General features: G+C 70.4%; 19 protein-coding genes, 1 tRNA gene and 1 other RNA gene. 6 read left to right on the forward strand and 15 right to left on the reverse strand.

The genetic code is table 11. From position 1 onward, the window contains the following. Positions 1 to 1,487: 1,487 nt before the first annotated feature. A complete protein-coding gene (gene mraY, locus ACFOW4_RS21060; protein ID WP_210913086.1) occupies positions 1,488 to 2,591 on the reverse strand; it encodes a phospho-N-acetylmuramoyl-pentapeptide-transferase in 1,104 nt (367 codons plus the stop codon). Positions 2,592 to 2,876: 285 nt separating this feature from the next. On the opposite strand from mraY, the gene ACFOW4_RS21065 reads away from it, so the two are divergent. The 3 genes from ACFOW4_RS21065 to ACFOW4_RS21075 all read left to right on the forward strand — a co-directional run bounded on the left by ACFOW4_RS21065 (position 2,877) and on the right by ACFOW4_RS21075 (position 4,318). Then, positions 2,877 to 3,521, forward strand: a complete 645-nt coding sequence (locus ACFOW4_RS21065) for an SMI1/KNR4 family protein (protein ID WP_377530304.1) — start codon at positions 2,877 to 2,879, stop codon at positions 3,519 to 3,521. A gap of 120 nt (positions 3,522 to 3,641) precedes the next feature. Beyond that, positions 3,642 to 4,088, forward strand: coding sequence for a tyrosine-type recombinase/integrase (locus ACFOW4_RS21070; RefSeq protein WP_377530306.1), 447 nt, complete (start codon positions 3,642 to 3,644; stop codon positions 4,086 to 4,088). Between the two features lie 26 nt (positions 4,089 to 4,114). Further along, positions 4,115 to 4,318 carry a tyrosine-type recombinase/integrase gene (locus ACFOW4_RS21075; protein ID WP_377530308.1) on the forward strand — a complete coding sequence of 68 codons (204 nt, stop codon included), beginning with the start codon at positions 4,115 to 4,117 and terminating at the stop codon, positions 4,316 to 4,318. Between the two features lie 87 nt (positions 4,319 to 4,405). On the opposite strand, the gene ACFOW4_RS21080 is transcribed toward ACFOW4_RS21075, so the two are convergent. Both ACFOW4_RS21080 and ACFOW4_RS21085 read right to left on the reverse strand, forming a co-directional pair. Further along, positions 4,406 to 4,478, reverse strand: a tRNA-Ala gene (locus ACFOW4_RS21080). A gap of 91 nt (positions 4,479 to 4,569) precedes the next feature. Beyond that, positions 4,570 to 5,160 carry a YqgE/AlgH family protein gene (locus ACFOW4_RS21085; protein WP_377530310.1) on the reverse strand — a complete coding sequence of 197 codons (591 nt, stop codon included), beginning with the start codon at positions 5,158 to 5,160 and terminating at the stop codon, positions 4,570 to 4,572. 171 nt (positions 5,161 to 5,331) lie between these two features. Here ACFOW4_RS21085 and ACFOW4_RS21090 point away from each other — a divergent pair, with 171 nt between their 5' ends. Together ACFOW4_RS21090 and mdlC are read left to right on the forward strand one after the other, a co-directional pair. Further along, a complete protein-coding gene (locus ACFOW4_RS21090) occupies positions 5,332 to 6,132 on the forward strand; it encodes an S-methyl-5'-thioadenosine phosphorylase (protein ID WP_377530312.1) in 801 nt (266 codons plus the stop codon). Positions 6,133 to 6,314: 182 nt separating this feature from the next. Beyond that, positions 6,315 to 7,910, forward strand: a complete 1,596-nt coding sequence (gene mdlC, locus ACFOW4_RS21095) for a benzoylformate decarboxylase (RefSeq protein ID WP_377530315.1) — start codon at positions 6,315 to 6,317, stop codon at positions 7,908 to 7,910. Positions 7,911 to 7,937: 27 nt separating this feature from the next. Here mdlC and ACFOW4_RS21100 read toward each other — a convergent pair whose 3' ends face one another. The 11 genes from ACFOW4_RS21100 to pruA all read right to left on the reverse strand — a co-directional run bounded on the left by ACFOW4_RS21100 (position 7,938) and on the right by pruA (position 17,474). Continuing rightward, positions 7,938 to 8,882, reverse strand: a complete 945-nt coding sequence (locus ACFOW4_RS21100) for a hypothetical protein (protein ID WP_377530316.1) — start codon at positions 8,880 to 8,882, stop codon at positions 7,938 to 7,940. Positions 8,883 to 8,932: 50 nt separating this feature from the next. Further along, on the reverse strand, positions 8,933 to 9,394 hold the full coding sequence (locus tag ACFOW4_RS21105; RefSeq protein WP_377530319.1) for a hypothetical protein: 462 nt from the start codon (positions 9,392 to 9,394) through the stop codon (positions 8,933 to 8,935). A 137-nt stretch (positions 9,395 to 9,531) separates the two neighbouring features. Then, positions 9,532 to 10,215, reverse strand: coding sequence for a hypothetical protein (locus ACFOW4_RS21110; protein WP_377530320.1), 684 nt, complete (start codon positions 10,213 to 10,215; stop codon positions 9,532 to 9,534). A 72-nt stretch (positions 10,216 to 10,287) separates the two neighbouring features. Continuing rightward, positions 10,288 to 10,664: a transfer-messenger RNA gene (gene ssrA / locus ACFOW4_RS21115) on the reverse strand. 105 nt (positions 10,665 to 10,769) lie between these two features. Beyond that, a complete protein-coding gene (gene smpB, locus ACFOW4_RS21120) occupies positions 10,770 to 11,249 on the reverse strand; it encodes an SsrA-binding protein SmpB (protein ID WP_377531662.1) in 480 nt (159 codons plus the stop codon). 150 nt (positions 11,250 to 11,399) lie between these two features. After that, positions 11,400 to 12,275 carry a permease-like cell division protein FtsX gene (gene ftsX / locus ACFOW4_RS21125; RefSeq protein WP_377530322.1) on the reverse strand — a complete coding sequence of 292 codons (876 nt, stop codon included), beginning with the start codon at positions 12,273 to 12,275 and terminating at the stop codon, positions 11,400 to 11,402. Positions 12,276 to 12,342: 67 nt separating this feature from the next. Further along, positions 12,343 to 13,023: a cell division ATP-binding protein FtsE gene (gene ftsE / locus ACFOW4_RS21130; protein ID WP_030331491.1), complete on the reverse strand. Its 681-nt coding sequence runs from the start codon at positions 13,021 to 13,023 to the stop codon at positions 12,343 to 12,345. A 118-nt stretch (positions 13,024 to 13,141) separates the two neighbouring features. Continuing rightward, a complete protein-coding gene (gene prfB / locus ACFOW4_RS21135; protein WP_377530324.1) occupies positions 13,142 to 14,263 on the reverse strand; it encodes a peptide chain release factor 2 in 1,122 nt (373 codons plus the stop codon). A gap of 64 nt (positions 14,264 to 14,327) precedes the next feature. Further along, positions 14,328 to 14,843, reverse strand: coding sequence for a PadR family transcriptional regulator (locus ACFOW4_RS21140; RefSeq protein WP_377530326.1), 516 nt, complete (start codon positions 14,841 to 14,843; stop codon positions 14,328 to 14,330). Positions 14,844 to 14,986: 143 nt separating this feature from the next. Further along, complete coding sequence (locus tag ACFOW4_RS21145) at positions 14,987 to 15,790, reverse strand: tryptophan 2,3-dioxygenase (RefSeq protein ID WP_377530327.1); 804 nt, start codon at positions 15,788 to 15,790, stop codon at positions 14,987 to 14,989. Positions 15,791 to 15,845: 55 nt separating this feature from the next. Beyond that, positions 15,846 to 17,474, reverse strand: a complete 1,629-nt coding sequence (gene pruA / locus ACFOW4_RS21150) for an L-glutamate gamma-semialdehyde dehydrogenase (protein WP_377530328.1) — start codon at positions 17,472 to 17,474, stop codon at positions 15,846 to 15,848. 274 nt (positions 17,475 to 17,748) lie between these two features. Here pruA and ACFOW4_RS21155 point away from each other — a divergent pair, with 274 nt between their 5' ends. After that, complete coding sequence (locus ACFOW4_RS21155) at positions 17,749 to 18,789, forward strand: hypothetical protein (protein ID WP_377530330.1); 1,041 nt, start codon at positions 17,749 to 17,751, stop codon at positions 18,787 to 18,789. Between the two features lie 26 nt (positions 18,790 to 18,815). Here ACFOW4_RS21155 and ACFOW4_RS21160 read toward each other — a convergent pair whose 3' ends face one another. Continuing rightward, positions 18,816 to 19,325 (reverse strand): DUF6912 family protein, encoded by a 510-nt coding sequence (locus ACFOW4_RS21160; protein WP_377530331.1) that lies wholly within the window; start codon positions 19,323 to 19,325, stop codon positions 18,816 to 18,818. Between the last annotated feature and the right edge of the window lie 123 nt (positions 19,326 to 19,448).

Genomic DNA, 19,448 nt, shown 5'->3' on the forward strand with positions numbered 1-19,448 from the left:
CCGCCGACGCACAGCAGGAGGAGCACTACCACGGCCCCGAGGGCGGGTAGACGCTTGACCTGCAGACCAGCGACTGAGCCGACGACTGCGGGGTCGGGGTTATGACCACCGAAGCCTCGTCGTTGTCGGGGTTGCTGTCAGCCGGCGAGTCCGGGTCGGTCCACCGCTCAACAGCGCCCGTGGCATTTGGTACGACCTCGGTGATTTTCAGGTAGAACGTTCCCTTCGAAAATTCCCCGGGCTTCAGGATTGATGTGCTCCAGCACGCGTATGGCCCGGGTCCGAAGGGTGTGTCACCACCGGCCTTCGTGCTGCACTTGTTGGCCCCGATTCCACCCCCCGCCCCGAAGATGGTGCTCAGCTCGGTCTCCGGGGCCGGTACGGTTTCCGTTCCGGGTGGCAGTGTGAGCTTCCAGGTTTGCGCGATGTCGCCTTGACCCCGCTCCACAAACCTTTCGGGTCCCTTGCTGGTAATGCCCACAGTCACCTTGACGATGTCGCCGACCTTGCCGTGTGCGGTCGCGCCGAGCGCTGCAACGTCGTAGTTTCGGAGGCGGCGAGTGCGGGGGTGGCGGTGAGACTGGCCAAGAGCAGCAGCAGGCCGGGTAGGCCGAACCGAGCAACCCAAGGGCGCGCAGCACAAGACCAGAGCACGGATCTTCCATCTCTTCGGGCAACAAAGGCCGGAGCCTAGCCGACATCCGTCGCCGCCGATGCCCCTCGCCGCAGCTAAGGGTCTGGACGGGAACTCGCCAAGCCGCGCCGGCACGGACGCGGGCTGTACGGCAACCAGGCCGAGACCGAGCTTCGACCCCGGCCGGGGGGGGGCCTGGTCACCGTTGTCAGAGAGTGTCAACAGACGCCGTCGGGTGCGCTCACGCTCGGCCGGCGTGTTGCTCGTTCCGCCCACCATCATTTCGTGGCGAGCTGTTTGCTGACTCGGTGCTGACTCCGGTCGGCTTCGACGTCTCGCTTACAAGCTCTGTGCAGGCCGTCCGGTGTGTCTGGCCACGTCCGCGACCTTGGGTGGGCGGCCTTCGCGACCAGCGGGGTGAGCGACTGGGCGTGGTTGACGTGGGGCCATCCGTACACGGCCGCCGACGGGCGTTCTCGTCCGGCGTGGTTGCTGTCACCATGGCTGTCGACAGCCTCCCGTCTAGCTTCTTCGCAGAACACTGCGTTGCAAAGGCGGCTCCATGGATTGGGCGCTTGCCGATAGGTGCCGGCGGGTGGCGTTGGCGTCAAGAACCTTGCTGTCTTGTGCCGGCGGTTGTCGGCCGTTGTTGCGCGTCTCGCTGACGTCTTGCTGACGGAGGGCGGGAACGCCGGAGGCAAGAGGTACCCAAACAGCTTCGGTCACAGCCACCCCGAAATTCCGCGTAGCTCGCGGCCGCTGTCATGCTCGAATGATCAGCTGGCACCCGGGTGGGGAACCAGGCTGCCAGGTGGATCACCGTCGGTGGCGCGACAAGCTTGTCGCGTGGCTCTTATCCAACGACCGCCAGAAAATCCGAGTAGAACAGGCCCAGGCCGACCGCCACGCACACGCCGGCCACGATCCAAAACCGGACCACAATATTGACCTCGCTCCATCCGGCCAGCTCGAAGTGGTGGTGCAACGGCACCATCCGGAAGACGCGTCTACCGGTGGTCCGGAACGAGACGATCTGGATCACCCAGGTCGTCGTGATGATGACGAAGAGCCCGCCGATCATGATCGAAAGCAGCGTGGTGCGGGTTACCACCGCGAGCCCGCCGATCAGGCCGCCGAGTCCGAGCGCGCCCACGTCACCCATGAAGATCCGCGCCGGGGACGTGTTCCACCACAGGAAGCCCACGCAGGCGGCGGCCGCCGCCGCCGCGATTATGGCGATCTCCAGGGGATCCCGGACCTGGTAGCAGTAGTCGTTCACGCGGCCGTACGCGTCGTCGGCGCACCAGTGCCGGTACTGCCAGAAGCCGATCAGCGCGTACGCGCCGAGCACCAGGATCGACGCGCCGGTGGCCAGGCCGTCGAGGCCGTCGGTGAGGTTCACGCCGTTCGACATCGCCGTAATCACGAAGACGATGACCATGACCGCGCCGACCTTGCCGACGTCGAGCCAGCTGATGTCGCGGATGAGCGAGATGTGCTCGCTGGCCACGGTCTGGCCGTTGGTGCTCGGCACGTAGAGCGCGGCGATGCCGAAGCCTGCGCTGACAATCGCCTGGCCGAGCAGCTTGCCTTTGGCGGACAGTCCGTCGGAGTTGCGCTGGCGCACCTTGAGGAAGTCGTCGAAGAAGCCAACCGCGCCGCAGAAGACGAACAGGCCGAGCAGCACCAGGGCCGTCATTGTCGGGCCCTCCTGCGCGATCTGCCGCTCAGGCAGGGTGGTCAGGGCGATGTGCCCGGCGACGTAGGCGAAGACGGTCGCCACGATGAAGACGACGCCGCCCATCGTGGGCGTGCCCTTCTTGCCCTGGTTGCTGGCGAGCCCGATGGATCGGATCGGCTGGCCTGCCTTGAGCGCGGTGAAGACGCGAATCGCCACCGGCGTGCCGAACAGGGAGATGATGAACGCGACCGCGGCCGCGACGATGACCGCCCTCACGGGCGAACCTCCACGCGATCCGGACTTCTCACGGCGTCCCCACCGAGCTTCCAGATCAGCGGCAGACGTCTCGACCTGAGCTGGCGGTGCAGATAGTCCTTAGCGAAGTCATGGATCATGAGGCATGAGCTTGCCATCCGACGGCGAGCGGAGCAGCCCGGGACCTCACAGCGCCCTGGTCCGTAAACTCGCCGACGCGCCCGACGCTGGCTCGCCCTCCAAGCCGAGATCGACCCGGTGCCAGGGCCCATATGCCTCGGATAGCTGGCCTGGTTTGATCACGGCATGGGTACCGAGACTGCCGTGGAGCGGGCATGGCACCGGATCGAGGACTGGCTGTCGCAGTACGCCCCCCGCTTCCGCGCGGCCCTGAATCCGCCGGCAACGGCAGCCGAGGTCGACACTGTTGCGGACAGCCTTGGCATGGAACACCCGGCCGACCTTCGAATCTGGTGGGGGCTATCCAACGGAGTCCGGCACGTCGCCGACCTACCTGGTGGTCATCTCATTCCTGACTTCTCCGACCCGTATCCGGCGTTGGCTGCGATAAGGGATTGGCGGATGCACCTGGAGGTCCAGCAAAAGCTGTACCCACCGAGCATGCGCGAGGAGATGGAACGGTTCGTGGCCACCCAGAACAGGCAGCCAGCGGGCACCCTCCTACGCGAGTGGTACTGGCTACCTCGATGGCTGCCGATCGCTGGCGACGGTATAGGAGGTGGCCTGTTCATGGACCTGCGTGAGGGTCCGCTACACGGGTGCCTGGTGGAGTTCTCCCGGGAGCACCGCGGCACCACACCGCGGTGGGAGTCCATGACACAGCTATGGGTAGACGTCGCTGACCTGCTGGACACCGTCCAGACCGACCTGCTCCGCAACGACCGCATTGACGACCTGCGGATCGGCCGGTGGGGGCCTCCCAACTCCTAACCGGAACGTGGCAATCTGCACGCCCAGATCCGCCGAGCGCTATCCGTGGCTGTCACCTGGGGACTGGTCGCACGGAACGTTGCCGTCTCGGTACAACCGCCCACCCTGCCGCACAAGGAGGTGAGTCCCCTCAGCGTTGAGGAGGCCCGGCAACTCCTCTCGGCCGCGCTCGGGGACCGAATGGAGGCCCGGTGGATCATCGGTCTTTCCCTCGGACTGCGGCAGAGCGAGGTGCTTGGGCTGTGGTGGGAGGACATCGATCTCGACTCCGCGACCCTCCGGGTACGCCGGCAGCTAACCCGCGCCCGGTTGGCCGGCGAGAAGCTGTCATTCGGCCCGTTGAAGTCGGCCAGATCCATGCGGGTCCTACCGCTGCCAGCTCCGTTGGTTGCCGCCCTGCGCCGGCACCAGCAGCGGCAGCGCCAGGAGCGCACCGCGCTCGGTGACACGTGGGCAGATCCCCGGCTGGTCTTCGCATCAACGATCGGCGGCCCCGTCGACCACCGGAACGACACCAGGGCCTTCAAGGCGCTTCTTGTAGCGGCCAATGTTCATGCGAGGAAGTAGCGACCCGTGATGGATCGGTCCGTCTGGTGCCGAAGGTTCGGCTTCATGACCTGCGGCACACCGCTGCCACGCTCCTGCTAGCCCAGGGAGTGCCTGCCCGAGTGCTCATGGAACTCCTCGGCCACTCACAGATCTGCATCACCATGAACATCTACAGCCACGTCATGCCCACCCAACTCGTCGAGGCCGCCGACGCGATGAAGAACGTGCTGTGGGGCGAAGGGCAGTAGACGCGTGGCTACTTGCTTGGCTACTTCTGACTTCTGCAATGACGAAGGGCGTCCGTCATTTCTGACGAACGCCCTTGTCGCGAAGGGTGGAGCCGAGGGGACTCGAACCCCTGACCCCCACACTGCCAGTGTGGTGCGCTACCAGCTGCGCCACGGCCCCTTGCCTCTGTCCCGGTCGCCCGGGCACTGGGAAACTATACATGTCCCGCCCGGCATGGTCATCTCGCGGGGGGTGCCCCCTGCGGGGTGGGTCAGTTGAGCGCCACGTCCGGCGGGAAGTGTGCGACGGCGGCCATCATCCCGCCCTGCCGGCGCAGCACCATCGGCCACAGATCGTCCGGCCGGTCGACGAAGGCGTCGCCCGGCAACGCGTCCAGCACGAACCAGGAGCCGTCGGCGATCTCCTGCTCCAACTGCCCCGCACCCCACCCGGAGTAGCCGGCGAAGACCCGGATGCCGCCGATGCTCTCCCGCAGGCGCTCCGGGTCGACCGAGAGGTCGATCGTGCCGACCGCGCCGGAGACCTGGTGGAACCCCTTGACCCGGCGGATCGGGTGCCGCATCCGGGCGAGGCAGATGGCCGAGTCGGGCTGCACCGGGCCGCCCTCGAAGAGCACCGCCGGATGACGGGCAAGGTCGTTCCAGTCACCGAGCACCTCGGCGACCGGCACCTCGGTGGCCCGGTTGAGCACCACGCCGAGCGCGCCGCCCTGCTCGTGGGCCACCAGCAGCACCACCGTACGGTCGAAGTTCGGGTCCTTGAGCGCCGGAGTCGCGACCAGCAGCCGCCCGGTCATCAACTCCATCGCCCGCCCGCCGATCGCCTGGCCCTCTCCCTGCATCCCCACACCCGTCAACCGTGAGCCCGGACCGGGGATCCGTCGTCCACCGGATCCGCAGGGTGCGCCGGGTTCGGCCGCGCTGTCAACGCCATGACTGGCACCATAGCTTGCACTCCGGGTGCTGGCTAAGGTCTGAGCGGCGGGTGATCGGACAGTTGAGAGGGAGGGTCGATGGCACCGACGGCGGACCTCGCGGTGATCGGCGGATCGGGCCTGTACGCCCTCCTCGACGGCACCACCCATGAGCTGGACACCCCCTACGGCCCACCGTCGGACGCGGTGACTATCGCCGAAGTGGGCGGCCGGCGGGTGGCGTTCCTGCCCCGGCACGGGCGGGACCACCGGTATCCGCCCCACCTGATCCCGTACCGGGCCAACCTCTGGGCGCTGCGCTCGCTCGGCGTACGCCAGGTGCTGGCCCCGTGCGCGGTCGGTGGCCTCCGCCCGGAGCTGGGTCCGGGCACCTTCGTCGTGCCCGACCAGCTGATCGACCGGACCAGCGGCCGGGTGCAGACCTACTACGACCGGGGCGCGGTGCACGTGCCGTTCGCCGACCCGTACTGCCCCACCGGGCGCCGGGCGCTGCTCACCGCCGCCGCCGGCCGGGACGTCACGGCCGTCGACGGCGGCACGGTGGTGGTGGTCGAGGGCCCCCGCTTCTCCACCCGGGCCGAGTCGCGCTGGTTCGCCTCGATCGGCGGCACCGTGGTCAACATGACCGGCCACCCGGAGGCGGTACTCGCCCGGGAGCTGGCCCTCTGCTACTCGTCCATCGCGTTGATCACCGACCTGGACGCGGGGGTGCGGGCGGGCGAGTCGGTCACCCAGGAGGAGGTGTTCCGGGTCTTCGCCGAGAACACCGACCGGCTGCGCGACGTGCTGCTGGACGCGCTCGCCGCGCTGCCGGCCGAGCAGGACGGCGTCTGCAGCCGGGCGCTCGAGGGGATCACCCTGCCGTTCGACCTGCCCTGACCGGGCCGGGCATCCGGTCCGGCCGGACGCGACCGCCGCAGGCTCGAGGTGGGCCTGACCACGGCCAGCCGGAAACGCCCGAAACGTCCGCCGCCTCCCGATAGATTCGGCAGGTCGGGGCGATGACCACGCGGTCGTCCGGCGAGCCACGACGCAGCGCCATGACACGGAGGCAGGTGGCGATGGCAACGGTCCGGGACACGACGTACGACGTGCTCCGCACCCTCGGCATGACCACCGTCTTCGGCAACCCGGGCTCAACCGAGGAGCCGTTCCTGCGGGACTTCCCCGCCGACTTCCACTACGTGCACGCGTTGCACGAGGCGACCGCGGTGGCGATGGCCGACGGCTACGCCCAGGCCACCGGTGCCCCCGCGCACGTCAACCTGCACACCGCGCCGGGCACCGGCAACGGCATGGGCAACCTGGTCACCGCCTGGCACAACAAGACCCCGCTGATCGTCACCGCCGGGCAGCAGACCCGAGAGATGCTGCTGCTCGAACCCCGGCTGACCAGCCGCCGGGCCGCCGAGCTGCCCCAGCCGTACGTCAAGTGGGGCTACGAGCCGGTCCGGGCGCAGGACATCCCCGCGGCGCTGCTGCGGGCGTACGCGACCGCCGTGCAGCCACCCGCCGGACCGGTCTTCCTCTCCCTGCCCATGGACGACTGGGATCAGCCGGCCGACCCGCCGCCGGCGCCGCGCTCGGTGGCCACCCGCTTCGCGCCCGACCCGCAGCGGCTGCGCGAGTTCGCCGACATGCTAGCCGGCAGCCGCGACCCGGTGCTGGTGTTCGGCCCCGGGGTGGACCGGGCGGGTGGCTGGTCCAGCGCCGTGGCGCTGGCCGAGCGGCTGGCCGCGCCGGTCTGGTCCGCGCCCGCACCCGAGCGCGGGGTGTTCCCGGAGGACCACCCGTCCTTCCGCGGCGTGCTGCCGTTCGCGATCGGGCCGCTCGCCGAGAAGCTGCGCGGGCACGACACGGTGCTGGTGGTGGGCGCGCCGGTGTTCCGCTACTACCCCTACGTACCCGGCGAGCACCTGCCGACCGGCGCCCGGCTGCTGCACGTCACGGACGACCCGGACGAGGCCGCCCGCGCCCCGGTCGGCGACAGCCTGCTCGGCGACCCGGGGCTCACCCTCGCCGCCCTGCTCGAGCTGCTGCCGGCGGCGCAACGGCCACCACCGCAGGCGCCGGCCGCACCGCAGGCGCCGGAGGTCACCGCGCCACTGAGCGCGGACGCCCTGTTCGCCGCGTTGGCCGCGCACTGGCCGGCGGACGGGGTGCTGGTCCAGGAGTCACCGTCCAACCTGTCCGCCCTGCGTCGCCGGCTGCGGATCAGCCGGCCGTCGTCGTACTTCACGATGGCCAGCGGCGGCCTCGGCTACGGGCTACCGGCCGCCGTGGGGATCGCGCTGGCCGAGCGGGACACCGGTCGCCGCCGGCCGGTGGTGGCAGTGGTCGGCGACGGCTCGTTCCACTACTCGGTGCAGGCGCTGTGGACCGCCGCGCGGCTGGCCCTGCCGCTGGTGGTCGTGGTCCCGGTCAACCAGCAGTACGCGATCCTCAAGGCGTTCGCCGAGCTGAAGGAGACGCCCGGCGTGCCGGGGCTGGACCTGCCGGGCCTGGACATCACCGCGATCGCGGCCGGCTACGGCTGCGCCACCGTGGTGGCCGAGACGCCCGAACAGCTCGGCGCGGGGCTCACCGCCGGGCTGCACGCCGACGGCCCCACCGTGCTGCCGGTGCCGATCAGCACCCAGGTCCCCAGCATCCTGTGAACCCGGCCCGCGTAGTCGCCCGGCGGCTCAGCGCGGAACGAGGGACAGCGGCGCGCCGGTGAGCACGTCCAGCACCGGCCGGGTGCCCAGTGGGGCGGTGAGGGTGACGGTGACCGGCTCCAGCTTGAGCAGGTCGATGCACTCGCCGGTGAGCCGGGTGACCCCGCCGCCGACCACGACGACGTCGGGCCGCTCCCGCACCAGTGGGGTGATCCCGGTGTCACAGGCGCCGACTCCGAGCCGCACCCTCAGCCGCGCACCGTCCACCGCGACAAGGTCCTGCGCGCCCACCACGCCGTCGGGTGCCGGCCGGACCGGCGCGCTCGGCTCGGGAAGCGGAGTGACCGCCGCCGGCGCGACGGCGATCCGCGCGACCGGGGTCGCCAACTCCTCGACGGTGAACAGCCACGCGGGCACCTGGGCCTCGCCCCGGCTGGTCCGTACCGGCACCGCGCCCAGCGTCACGGCGGTGACGGTCAGCGGCAGGCAGGCGGTCAGCGGCGCGCTGCTGACCGACCCGTCCGGGCCCGGTTCGACGGTCGGACCGGGCGTCGGCAGCCCGGGACGCTTGGGCCGACCCGGGCACGGCGGCGGATCCCCCTGGTCGAGCTGCCGGTACGCCTCGTCCGCGCTGACCAGGGGCAGGGTCAGGGTGCCGTCGGGAAACCGGATCACATCGCCCACCCGGGTGGGCGGGATGGGCACCTGCGCGCGGTACCAGCCGGCCTGGAACGCCGCCTCGGTCTCCGGAGTGAAGCCCGGGTCGCCCGTCAACACGGTCGACCCCTGCAACGGGACGTACCCGGTGCGCCACTCCGCCCCCGGCCGCCATGCCTCGGCGACCTCGACGGCCCGCTGGTCGAACGCCTCCCAGCGGTGGCTCGAAGGACCGTCGGTCGGGTCGGAGCCGGCCGAGGCGCAGCCGGCGGCGAGCAGCAGGGGCAGACCGAGCGAGAGAACCGAGCGACGCATGGCGGTACGACGCGGTGCCGGCCGCCCCGGTTCCCCGCCGGCCGGCCCGCTCAGGTCTCGCCGCCCAGATCGGTCTGGTACGCCTGCCAAAGCAGGTCCGCGCCGCGCTGCCGGTGCCGCGCCAACGCCCGCAGCAGCAGCCCGGCCCGGCCGCGCAGCTCCTCGGCGCAGGCGTCGGGCTGCTCGGCAGCCCGCTGCACCGTCAGGATCGCCGCGAGGATCGCGGTGTGCTCGCGGGTCAGCAGCCGGACACGCCGGTCCAGTCTCGGCGAGTGCGCGAGCAGTTCCCGGTAGAGGCCGCTGGCCCCCTCGGTGCTTCGGACGTGCTCGACGAAGCCCTGCCCGACCGGACGCAGCCGGCTCAGGACGCACTCGCGCCAGCGGGGTTCGGTCGGCGGGACCGCGAGCGCCACGGCGAACGCGCGCAGGTCGTCGGGGAGAGCGCCGGGGTGCGGGCGCGCCGCGGGCGGCCGGGCGAGGATCGTCGGCTGCTGGACCGGACCGGTGACCATGGGCACCTCCCGCGCGCTGTGCTGCTACCGCATACCGCGATGGTGAACCCGCTGGTCCTGCCCTGTCCAGGGCCTCGGACCGCCTCATCTGCCCCCTGCGACGCAGCGGTCACGTGAAGCAACAGCCGTCTCCCCGTTCAGTCGCCCAGCGGTCGTTCCGCCATGGCACGTAGCTGCGCGGCGAGCGCGTGCGCCTCGCCGTCCCGCCCGCCGGCGGGGCGGCCGGCGGTCATCGCGTCGGCGAGCGCCCGCAGCTGGTACGGCGGCAGCGTGGCCAGGCCCATGCCGCGCAGCGGGATGGTGATCCGCCGCCGGGTCTCCGGGTCACGGGCGACGAGCGTCGGCACCCGCTGCACGGTGTCCCGCCGGCCGTCCCTCGCCTGCCGGTACGTCACCATCCCGGCCTCGATGTCGGCGGTGGCCAGGTCGACCGTGCGGCTGCCGAACGCGCCGCGGACCCGCGCCCGGGTGCCGTCCAGCCAGGCGGCGGTGCGCAGCACCCGCAGCACGAGATAGAGCCCCAGCAGCGCGAACGGCAGCCCGCAGAGCCCCACCAGCCGGCCCGGGCCGAGGCCCGCCTCCCCGCCACCGCCGCCGTCGCTCAGCCCGGGCGGCAACAGCCCGGGCGGGACGTCGCGGGCGCTCTCGTAGGAGGCGAACGTGTCGCCGGGCCCGGTCATCCTGCGCAGCAGCCCGTCCGCCAGCAGGGGCAGCGCCACGAAGACCAGCCCGACGGCGGCGCAGAACGCGCCCGCCAGCACGGTCACGGCGCGCTGACCGGGCGACGCGCCGACCGACAGGCGCAGGGGCTCATTCGTCACAGGCGGCAGCTTAGGCCGAGGGAGAAACGACGAAGCGCCCCGGCCGGGTGGCCGGGGCGCTTCGCTTCGAGGTGGTGGAGGTGCCGGGAATCGAACCCGGGTCCTTCGCCGGTTTGTCAGGGCTTCTCCGAGCGCAGCTCGCTATGCCTCTACTCGGCCCCACCGCTCACGCGAGCAAGTTGGTGTGACGGGCCCAGTCGCTGATTGATCTCGCCGCACGGACCCCGCGACCGGGTCCGATTGGCCAGCCTTCTAGCTGATGCCGGCTGACTGGGACGAAGGCGTTCCCAGGCCGACAGACTCAGCTACTCGCCTCAGGCGGCGAGAGCGAAGTCAGCGCGATTGTTCTTGGCGCTTATAAGTTTCCGACGACCGATTCTCGAGACGACGTCGGCTTCCTCGGCTCGCTTCCCCTGTCGCTGCGTACGAAGTCGAAACCAGTCACCCCCTCGACGGGCCGCCGATGTTGGCGGCACTGACAAGCCTAACGCCTGCCGCAACGGGTTTCATCCCCAGGCCCCGGTCGGTTCGCCGTCCCGGACATACGGGACGAATCAGTCGTCCATGCCCTTGCCACGCCGGCCGGAGACCCGGGCGATCTCCCGGTCCGCGTCCCGCTTGGCGAGGTCCTGGCGCTTGTCGTACGACTTCTTGCCCTTGGCCAGGGCAATCTCCACCTTCGCCCAGCCGTCGGAGAAGTAGACCTGCAACGGGACCATGGTCAGGCCCCCCTCGCGGGTCTTGCCGATCAGCCGGTCGATCTCCAGCCGCTTGAGCAGCAGCTTGCGCGTACGCCGGGGCTCGTGGTTGGTCCAGGTGCCCTGGGTGTACTCGGGAATGTGCATCCCGTGCAGGTAGAGCTCACCGTCGCGCTCCTGGGCGAAGGCGTCCACCAGCGACGCCCGCCCCGCCCGCAGCGACTTGACCTCGGTGCCGGTCAGCGCCATGCCCGCCTCGTACGTGTCGAGGATCGAGTAGTCGTGGCGCGCCTTCTTGTTGGAGGCGACGACCTTGCGCCCCTTTTCCCGTGGCATCGGTGCCACCCCCTCTCCTGGGCGTCCGCGACCGGGTCACCCCGGCCGGACAACCGATCATGCTACCCGTATGACAAGGACCCTCCCGCACCGATTATTTCCGGCGCGGGAGGGTCCTTCAGCCGAGCGACGGGACGACCCGTACGACCACTAGACCCGCAGGTAGAAGCGGAGCGTGATCCAGGCGGTGGCGGCGCTGATCAGACCACCGACACCGGCCATCAGCGGGAAGATGAACATGATGTCGCCCCAGCTGATCGGGGAGAGCAACCCCTCCAGCGCCTTGAGCGACCCGTCGAAGAGCAGATACTTCGCCGCGATCAGTGCGACCAGGCCGAGCAGTGAGCCGATCAGACCCGCGACCACGGCCTCCAGCACGAACGGCGCCTGGATGAACCAGTTCGACGCGCCGACCAGCTTCATGACCGCCACCTCACGTCGCTTGCTGTACGCGGCGACCTGGATGGTGTTCGCGACCAGCAGCAGTGCGGCGACCGCCATCACGATGGCGGCGGCCAGCGCGATGTTCTGGATCGCGGTGAGGATGTTGAAGATCTTGTCCAGCAGCCGACTCTGGTCGACGATCTCGTCGACGCCCTCGGTGTCCTTGTACTGGTCGTAGATGTTCTTGTACTGCTCCGGGTTGTTCAGCTTGATCCGGAAGGACGGCGGAAGGCTGTCCTCCTTCACCGCGCTGATCAGATCCGGTGCGTCCTGGAACATCTCCTGGAACCGCTTGTACGCCTCGGCCTTGTCGACGTAGATGACCTCGTTGACCAGCGGGTCGGCCTCGAGCTTCGCGTTCATCTGGTTGCGCTGCTCTTCGGTGACGTCGGTCTTGAGGAAGATCGAGACCTGGATGTTCTTGTAGTAGAGATCCTTCATGTCGTCGACCTGGCGGTACATGAGACCGCTGGCGCCGAGCATGGTCAGCGAGACCGCCATCGTGATGATCATCGCGACGGTCATGGTCACGTTGCGCCACAGTCCGACCAGTACCTCGGACAGGACGTATTTCACGCGCATCGGGAATTCCTCCGGGTCTCCGGCATGAGGTGTTCGTCGTCAGGCTGCGCAGGGGTGGAGCGCCGGCTCACCCGTAGACGCCGCGGGCCTGGTCACGCACGATGCGGCCGCTCTCGATCTCGACGACGCGGCGGCGCATCTGGTTCACGATGTTGGAGTCGTGCGTGACCATCACGACGGTCGTGCCGGTGCGGTTGATCCGGTCCAGCAGACGCATGATCTCGATCGAGGTGTCCGGGTCCAGGTTGCCCGTCGGCTCGTCCGCCAGCAGGATCAGCGGACGGTTCACGAATGCCCGGGCGACGGCGACCCGCTGCTGCTCACCACCGGAGAGCTCGTGCGGGTAGCGGTGCTCCTTGCCACCGAGCCCGACCAGCTCCAGCACCTCCGGCACGACCCGGCGGGCGACCGCCTTGGTCTTGCCGATCACCTCGAGAGCGAACGCCACGTTCTCGTAGGCGGTGCGGTTGGGCAGCAGCCGGAAGTCCTGGAAGACGCAACCGATCGAGCGCCGGAAGTGGGGTCGCTTCCAGGAGCGCATCGACGTGACGTCCTTGCCGTTGACGACGACGCGACCCTTGTTGGGGGCGACCTCGTGCAGCAGCATCTTGATGATTGTGGACTTGCCGGAGCCGGATGGACCGATGAAGAAGACGAACTCGCCCTTCTCGATCGAGACGGACACGTTGTCGAGCGAAGGCCGGGACGCCTTCGGGTACGTCTTCGTCACTTGCTCAAGCTGAATCACGGGTCGTGAGTCTACGCGGTGTAACTAGAGAGCCAAGCCCCACGCCCCGCCGAACCGCTTCGCGTCGTCGAATCCGGGGTCTACCAGGAGATCGACGACGCGCTCCGCCCGCAGCCGATCACGCATTGTCGCCGGCGAGCTGACGCTGCTTGCGCCAACGGATGCCGGCCTCGATGAAGCTGTCCAGCTCGCCGTCGAAGACCGCGGTCGGATTGCCGGTCTCCTGCTCGGTTCGGAGATCCTTCACCATCTGATAGGGGTGCAGGACGTAGGAGCGCATCTGGTCGCCCCACGAGCCGGCGGCGTTCTCCTTGAGCCCCTCCAGCTTGGCCTGCTCCTCCTGGCGCTTGCGCTCCAGCAGCCGGGCCTGGAGCACCCGCAGCGCGGAGGCCTTGTTCTGCAGCTGGGACTTCTCGTTCTGGCAGGTCACCACGATGCCGGTGGGGATGTGGGTGAGCCGTACCGCCGAGTCGGTGGTGTTGACGCTCTGCCCGCCCGGGCCGGAGGACCGGTAGACGTCGACCCGTACCTCGTTCTCCGGGATGTCGATGTGGTCGGTCTGCTCGGTGACCGGCAGGACCTCCACGCCCGCGAAGCTGGTCTGCCGGCGGCCCTGGTTGTCGAAGGGGCTGATCCGGACCAGCCGGTGGGTGCCCGACTCGACGCTGAGCGTGCCGTAGGCGTACGGCACCTTGACCGCGAAGGTGGCCGACTTCAGGCCCGCCTCCTCGGCGTACGAGGTCTCGTAGACCTCGGTGGGGTAGCCGTGCCGCTCCGCCCAGCGCAGGTACATCCGCAGCAGCATCTCGGCGAAGTCCGCCGCGTCCACGCCGCCGGCGCCGGCCCGGATGGCGACCAGCGCCTCCCGGGAGTCGTACTCGCCGGAGAGCAGGGTGCGGACCTCCATCTCCTGGATGGCCTTGGTCAGGCTGGTGATCTCCGACTCGACCTCGGTCAGCACCCCCGGGTCCGATTCGGCCTCGGCCAGCTCCAGCAGGACCTGGGCGTCGTCGAGCTGGGAACGGAGGCTGCCCAGCTTGCTGATCTCGCCGTTGACGTACGACAGCTGCGAGGTCACCTGCTGGGCCTTGGCCTGGTCGTCCCAGAGGTCGGGGGCGGAAGCCTGCTCCTCCAGCCGGGCCTTGTCCTCGTGCAGACGGTCAAGGTTGAGGACGGCCTCGATGTTGCGCAGGGTCGCGTCGAGTTCCTTGAGCTGTTCGGCGTAATCGGCAGCGGTCACGACAGATAAGCGTACTGTGCCGCGGGCGGAGCAGCTCGTTCCCTATGGCGAACCTCGCCGGAGGTCACCCGACGGGGGCGGACTTCAGCCACGTCAGCGCCGCCTTGTGGTACGCCACGGCGAACTCCAGGGCGCTGGCGTCGTACGTCTCGCCCTCCCGTTTGGCGTTCTTGACCTGTTCGCGCACCTGGGCCAGGGCCTCGGTGTGGTACTCGTTGGCGGAGGCGTACAGGTTCTTGAGCTGACTGGCCGAGTGCAGGTTGCCGAAGGCCATCCGCAGCGCGATCGGGTTGCGGATGGTGTCCCGGCCCGGGTTCTCGGCCAGCCAGCGGGAAAATGTCCGTTTTCCGCTCGCGGTGAGCGCGTACGGCTGACTCATCCGCGGTCCGGGCTTGCCCAGCCGCACGAAGCCCCGCTCGGCCAGCACCGGCAACTCGCGGTAGACCTGACTGCGCGTCATCGACCAGTACGGCGCCAGCCGGCGCTCAGCGGCGGCCATCAACTGGCCGCCTGTCATCGGGCCCTCGTGGAGCAGCCCGAGCAGGGCCGCCGCCGTGGGGTTGACTCCGGATTCCGCCATGGGCATTACGCTGCCACTTTGCCGTCGCGGCGTCCAGGATTTGACAGTTTGCCACCCGGCAGGACTTCCTATGTGCACTGTCGGCGGCAGACTGTCCGTTGAGGACCTTCGATGGATCGGCTCGGGCCCGGGGTGCGACCGGGTCACAGCCGGCTACGCAGCTCCCACAGCTCCGGATAGAAGCGCGTCTCCACCCGAGAGCGCAGGTAGGCGCCGCCGGCCGACCCTCCGGTGCCCGGTTTGGTGCCGATCTGCCGCTCGGCCATCAGCACGTGCCGGGCCCGCCAGAGCGAAAACGCCTGGTCGTGGGCGACCAGGGCCTCCGCGAGGTCCCAGAGCGGCCCGAACCGCTCCCGGTCCGCGACGATGCGCGCGTACGCCGCGAACCGGTCCTCGGCCGTGGCGACCTCGAAGCCGGCTCCGGCGAGTACGGCCAGGAAGCCGTCCCAGAGGCTCGGCTCGGCCAGCCGGCGCTCCAACCGCTCCCGCTCGGGCGGCGGCAACCGACGGAACCGGTGCAGGAAGTCCGGGTCCTTGAGCCCGGAGAGGAACTCGATCTCCCGGAACTGGACCGACTGGAACCCGCTGGCCGGGGCGAGCTTGGTGCGGAAGGCCAGGAAGTCCTGCGGGGTCATGGTGTCGATCACGTCGACCTGACCGACCAGCACCCGCTCCACCACGTGGCAGCGTTCCAGCCGTACCCGGGGCAGGTACGTCTCGCCGGCCAGCATCCGGTCCCGGGCGTCGGTCAGCTCGGCGAGCAGCAGCTTGAACCACAGCTCGTAGACCTGGTGGATGGTGATGAACAGCAGTTCGTCGTGGGAGGCCGGGTCGGACTCCGGCACCTGCGCGGCGAGCAGGTCGGCCAGCCGCAGGTAGTCGCTGTAGGTGAGCAGACCGCCCTGCTCCCCGAAACGGGGATCGGACGCGGGGGTGGGGTGGGTCACCCCGGCCAGGCTACCGCCGGCGGCGCTGTGCGCGCCGCCGGCGGCGGTCGCCGGCTCAGCTCATGTGGGGATACGTGTGGTCGGTCGGCGGAACGAAGGTCTCCTTGATCGTCCGCGGCGACAGCCAACGCACGAGGTTGAGCCAGGAGCCCGCCTTGTCGTTGGTGCCGCTGGCCCGGGCGCCGCCGAAGGGCTGCTGCCCGACCACCGCGCCGGTCGGCTTGTCGTTGATGTAGAAGTTGCCCGCCGCGTACCGCATCCGCTCGCCGACCGCGTCGATCACCCGGCGGTCGGTGGCGAAGACCGACCCGGTGAGGGCGTACGGCGCGATCGACTCGGCCTGCGCCACCACGTCGTCGAAGCGGGCGTCGTCGAAGACGTGCACGCCCAGGATCGGCCCGAAGTACTCGGTGGTGAAGGTCTCGTGGGCGGCGTCGGAGCACTCGAAGATCGTCGGCCGGACGAAGTAGCCCACCGAGTCGTCGGCGGTGCCACCGGCGAGCACCCGGCAGGTGTCGTCGCCGTTGATCAGCTCCAGCGCGGCGGTGTGCCGGGAGAACGCCTTGTCGTCGATCACCGCGCCGCCGAAGTTGCTGAAGTCGGTGACGTCGCCGTAGGTCAGCGAGTCGGCGGTGGCGGCGAGCCGGTCCCGCAGCCCACCCTCCCAGAGCGAGCGCGGCACGTACGCCCGCGACGCCGCCGAGCACTTCTGACCCTGGTACTCGAAGGCGCCCCGGATCAGCGCGGTGTGCAGGGCGTCGACGTCGGCGCTGGTGTGCGCGACGACGAAGTCCTTGCCGCCGGTCTCGCCGACCAGGCGGGGGTAGCCCCGGTAGGTGGCGATGTTGTCACCGACGGTCCGCCACAGCTGCTGGAACACCTTGGTCGAGCCGGTGAAGTGGATGCCGGCCAGGTCGGGGTCGGCGAGCACGACGTCGGAGACCTCCTCGCCGCGCCCGGTGACCATGTTGATCACACCGGGGGGCAGGCCGGCAGCCTCGAACAGTCGCATCGTGAAGTGCGCGGCGAACTGCTGGGTCGGGCCCGGCTTCCAGATCACCGTGTTGCCCAGCAGGGCCGGCGCCGAGGGCAGGTTGCCGGCGATCGCCGTGAAGTTGAACGGGGTGACCGCGTAGACGAAGCCCTCCAGCGGGCGGTGGTCGAAGCGGTTCCACACCCCCGGCGACGACATCGGCTGCTCCTCGAGCAGACGGCGGGCGAAGTGCACGTTGAACCGGAGGAAGTCGATGAACTCGCAGGCCGAGTCGATCTCCGCCTGGATCGCGGTCTTCGACTGGCCGAGCATGGTGGCGGCGTTGAGGGTGTCCCGCCACGGGCCCGCGAGCAGCTCGGCGGCGCGCAGGAAGATCGCGGCGCGCTCCTCGAACGGCAGCGCCCGCCACATCGGGGCGGCGTCCTTTGCGGCCTTGATCGCGGCGCGGGCGTCGTCGTGGGTGGCGTGCGCCGTCATGCCCAGCACGTGCGCGTGCTTGTGCGGCTGCACCACCCTGATCGAGTCACCGGCCGCCATCCGCTGCTCGCCGGCGATGGTCATCGGCAGCTCGATCTGCTCGGCGGCGAGCTCGGTCAGCCGCCGCTGGAGCCGTTCCCGGTCGGGGCTGCCCGGCTCGTAGTTGCGTACCGGCTCGTTGCGGGGCTCGGGTACGGAGAACACGGCGTCCATCAAGGCTCCTGGCGATCTCGACAGCGGTGGCGAAACCGGACCCGCGGGCACCGACCGGACGGCCGGACACCGGACGCCGCGCGACGGGGCCGAGCAACGGCGGGACCTCCCCCGATTCTTTCATGCAGGGCCGTCGGGCTCACCTCCCCCACCACCCTGCGGCCAAGGACCGTTGCACCCCTGGGCTCCTTACCGGGCTGCCGGCCCGGCCGGAAGGTCAGCGGGCGCGCGTACCCTGAATGGTCGGTGACCTGCCGCCGTCGAAGGGGAGACGATGACCAAGCAGCCAGGCCGCGTCCCGGCCGCGGAGTCGGACGAGCCGGCGGGCGACGCGGCCACCCCGACCGGCGCGCCGGTGCCCGCTCCCGGCGCGGCGGTGCCCGCGCTGCTGGCGCTCGGCTGGCTGGCCGCGATGCTCTGGTCGACCCGGGAGGCGATCACCTCGGCCGCGGCCGGGGTCACCGCGATCAGCCTCTCCGCGTTTGCCCTGCCCGGCGTGATCTCCGCGGCCCTGGTCGCCGGGGCGGCCGTCGCGCTGGCCGGCGGCAACCTGCTGGCCCGCCGCTACGGCGACCGGGCCACCCTGCGGTTCGTCGGGGCGATCGGGGCCGGCATGGTGGTCGGGCTGGCCGCCGCGGTGGCGATCAACCTGACCTACTTCGACACCTCGACCACCAACGTGATCGCCGGCACCACCGCCGCCGCCGCGATCATCGGCGGCGCGGTCGCCGGCGCCCGCACCGCTCCCGTGGTCGGGGCCGTCGCGGCGGCCACACTGGGCGCACTGGTCTTCGTGGTGGCGTTCAGCAGGGCCCGCGACCCGCTCTTCGACCTCTTCGGCGCGGGCGACAGCCAGGAGTCCCTGGTGGACGCGGCGAAGTGGGTGTCGCGCACCGAGTCACTGCTCGCCGGCCTCATCGCCGGCCTGATGGCCTTCGGCTACCTGACCTGGGCCCGGCGCCGGGCCACCCGCCACGACCCTGCGGCGCCCGGGCTGCGCTGGCCGGCCTATCTGCTCGCCGGCGCCGGCCCCGGCCTGCTCCTGCTGCTCGCCGAGGTGATCATCCGGATCGGCGGCCGGTCGCTGCTCGACCTGGCCAGCGCGCTCAGCGAGGCCGACGCGGTGGCCCAGACCTCACTCGGCACCTCGCGGGTGGACAACGGCATCTGGGTCCTCTTCGTCGGGGCGCTGACCGCGCTCATCGCGTTCGGTCGCACCCTGGGCCGCTCCGACGATCACGAGGTCGACGGAGCCGAGCCCGCCGGCACCGCCCCGGCGACCGATGCCGATGATGTGGCGGATCCGGCCCGCTGACCGGCTGCCCGGCCGGCGGCGCGCGATCAGGAGACGGCGCGCAGCAGCAGATCCAGCTCGGTGACGTCGTACCACTCCAGCTCGTGGTCCTCGGCCCCGTCGACGGTGAACTGCGCGTCCAGGTCACCGACGGCCGCCTCGGCCACCACCTCGGCCGCGGCGGCGACGTCCTCCACCGCGTCCGCGCCGTCCACGTGGATCGCCGCGACGGCGCCCACCGGCACCGGCCCGACCAGCGTCACCATGCTGGACCCCAGCTCGCCGTCGCCCCGGCCCAGCGCGGTGGAGGGCAGGTCGACCGACACCACCACCCGGCGGCGGGGCGCGACCGGATCGGACCGGAGCAGGTGCAGCGCGTCCTGGGCGGCCCGGGTGAAGGCGACGTACTCCAACTCCTCCTCGTCGCCCTCGGCGTACCACTCACGCAGCGCCGGGGTCACCGCGTGCGCCTGGTCGGCGCTCAGCCCCTGCTCCCGCAGCCGGGCCAGCATGGGTACGGTCGCCGGCACGTACACCCGGACAAGCTCGTCGGTCACCGGTCGTCTCCCCGCTCAGTCCTCCACCGGCGGCCGCCGGCCCGGGCGCAGATCATGCCGCACGCCGTGACCGTCATACACCCCACCTCCGGTCGGTGGAAGTCTCAGCACCGGTGTGTCCGC

The organism is Micromonospora sp. GCM10011542 (genome assembly GCF_042650685.1).
GTDB lineage: Bacteria > Actinomycetota > Actinomycetes > Mycobacteriales > Micromonosporaceae > Micromonospora.

Bases quoted from the DNA above. Each gene is read 5' to 3' on its own strand.
- ACFOW4_RS21085 (WP_377530310.1), bottom strand. From the start codon at position 5,160: ATGCAGGGAGAGGGCCAGGCGATCGGCGGGCGGGCGATGGAGTTGATG.
- ACFOW4_RS21140 (WP_377530326.1), bottom strand. From the start codon at position 14,843: ATGGCGGAATCCGGAGTCAACCCCACGGCGGCGGCCCTGCTCGGGCTG.
- pruA (WP_377530328.1), bottom strand. From the start codon at position 17,474: ATGGACGCCGTGTTCTCCGTACCCGAGCCCCGCAACGAGCCGGTACGC.
- ftsX (WP_377530322.1), bottom strand. From the start codon at position 12,275: ATGCGCGTGAAATACGTCCTGTCCGAGGTACTGGTCGGACTGTGGCGC.
- mdlC (WP_377530315.1), top strand. From the start codon at position 6,315: ATGGCAACGGTCCGGGACACGACGTACGACGTGCTCCGCACCCTCGGC.
- ACFOW4_RS21105 (WP_377530319.1), bottom strand. From the start codon at position 9,394: ATGGTCACCGGTCCGGTCCAGCAGCCGACGATCCTCGCCCGGCCGCCC.
- ACFOW4_RS21100 (WP_377530316.1), bottom strand. From the start codon at position 8,882: ATGCGTCGCTCGGTTCTCTCGCTCGGTCTGCCCCTGCTGCTCGCCGCC.
- smpB (WP_377531662.1), bottom strand. From the start codon at position 11,249: ATGCCACGGGAAAAGGGGCGCAAGGTCGTCGCCTCCAACAAGAAGGCG.
- ACFOW4_RS21090 (WP_377530312.1), top strand. From the start codon at position 5,332: ATGGCACCGACGGCGGACCTCGCGGTGATCGGCGGATCGGGCCTGTAC.
- ACFOW4_RS21065 (WP_377530304.1), top strand. From the start codon at position 2,877: ATGGGTACCGAGACTGCCGTGGAGCGGGCATGGCACCGGATCGAGGAC.
- ACFOW4_RS21155 (WP_377530330.1), top strand. From the start codon at position 17,749: ATGACCAAGCAGCCAGGCCGCGTCCCGGCCGCGGAGTCGGACGAGCCG.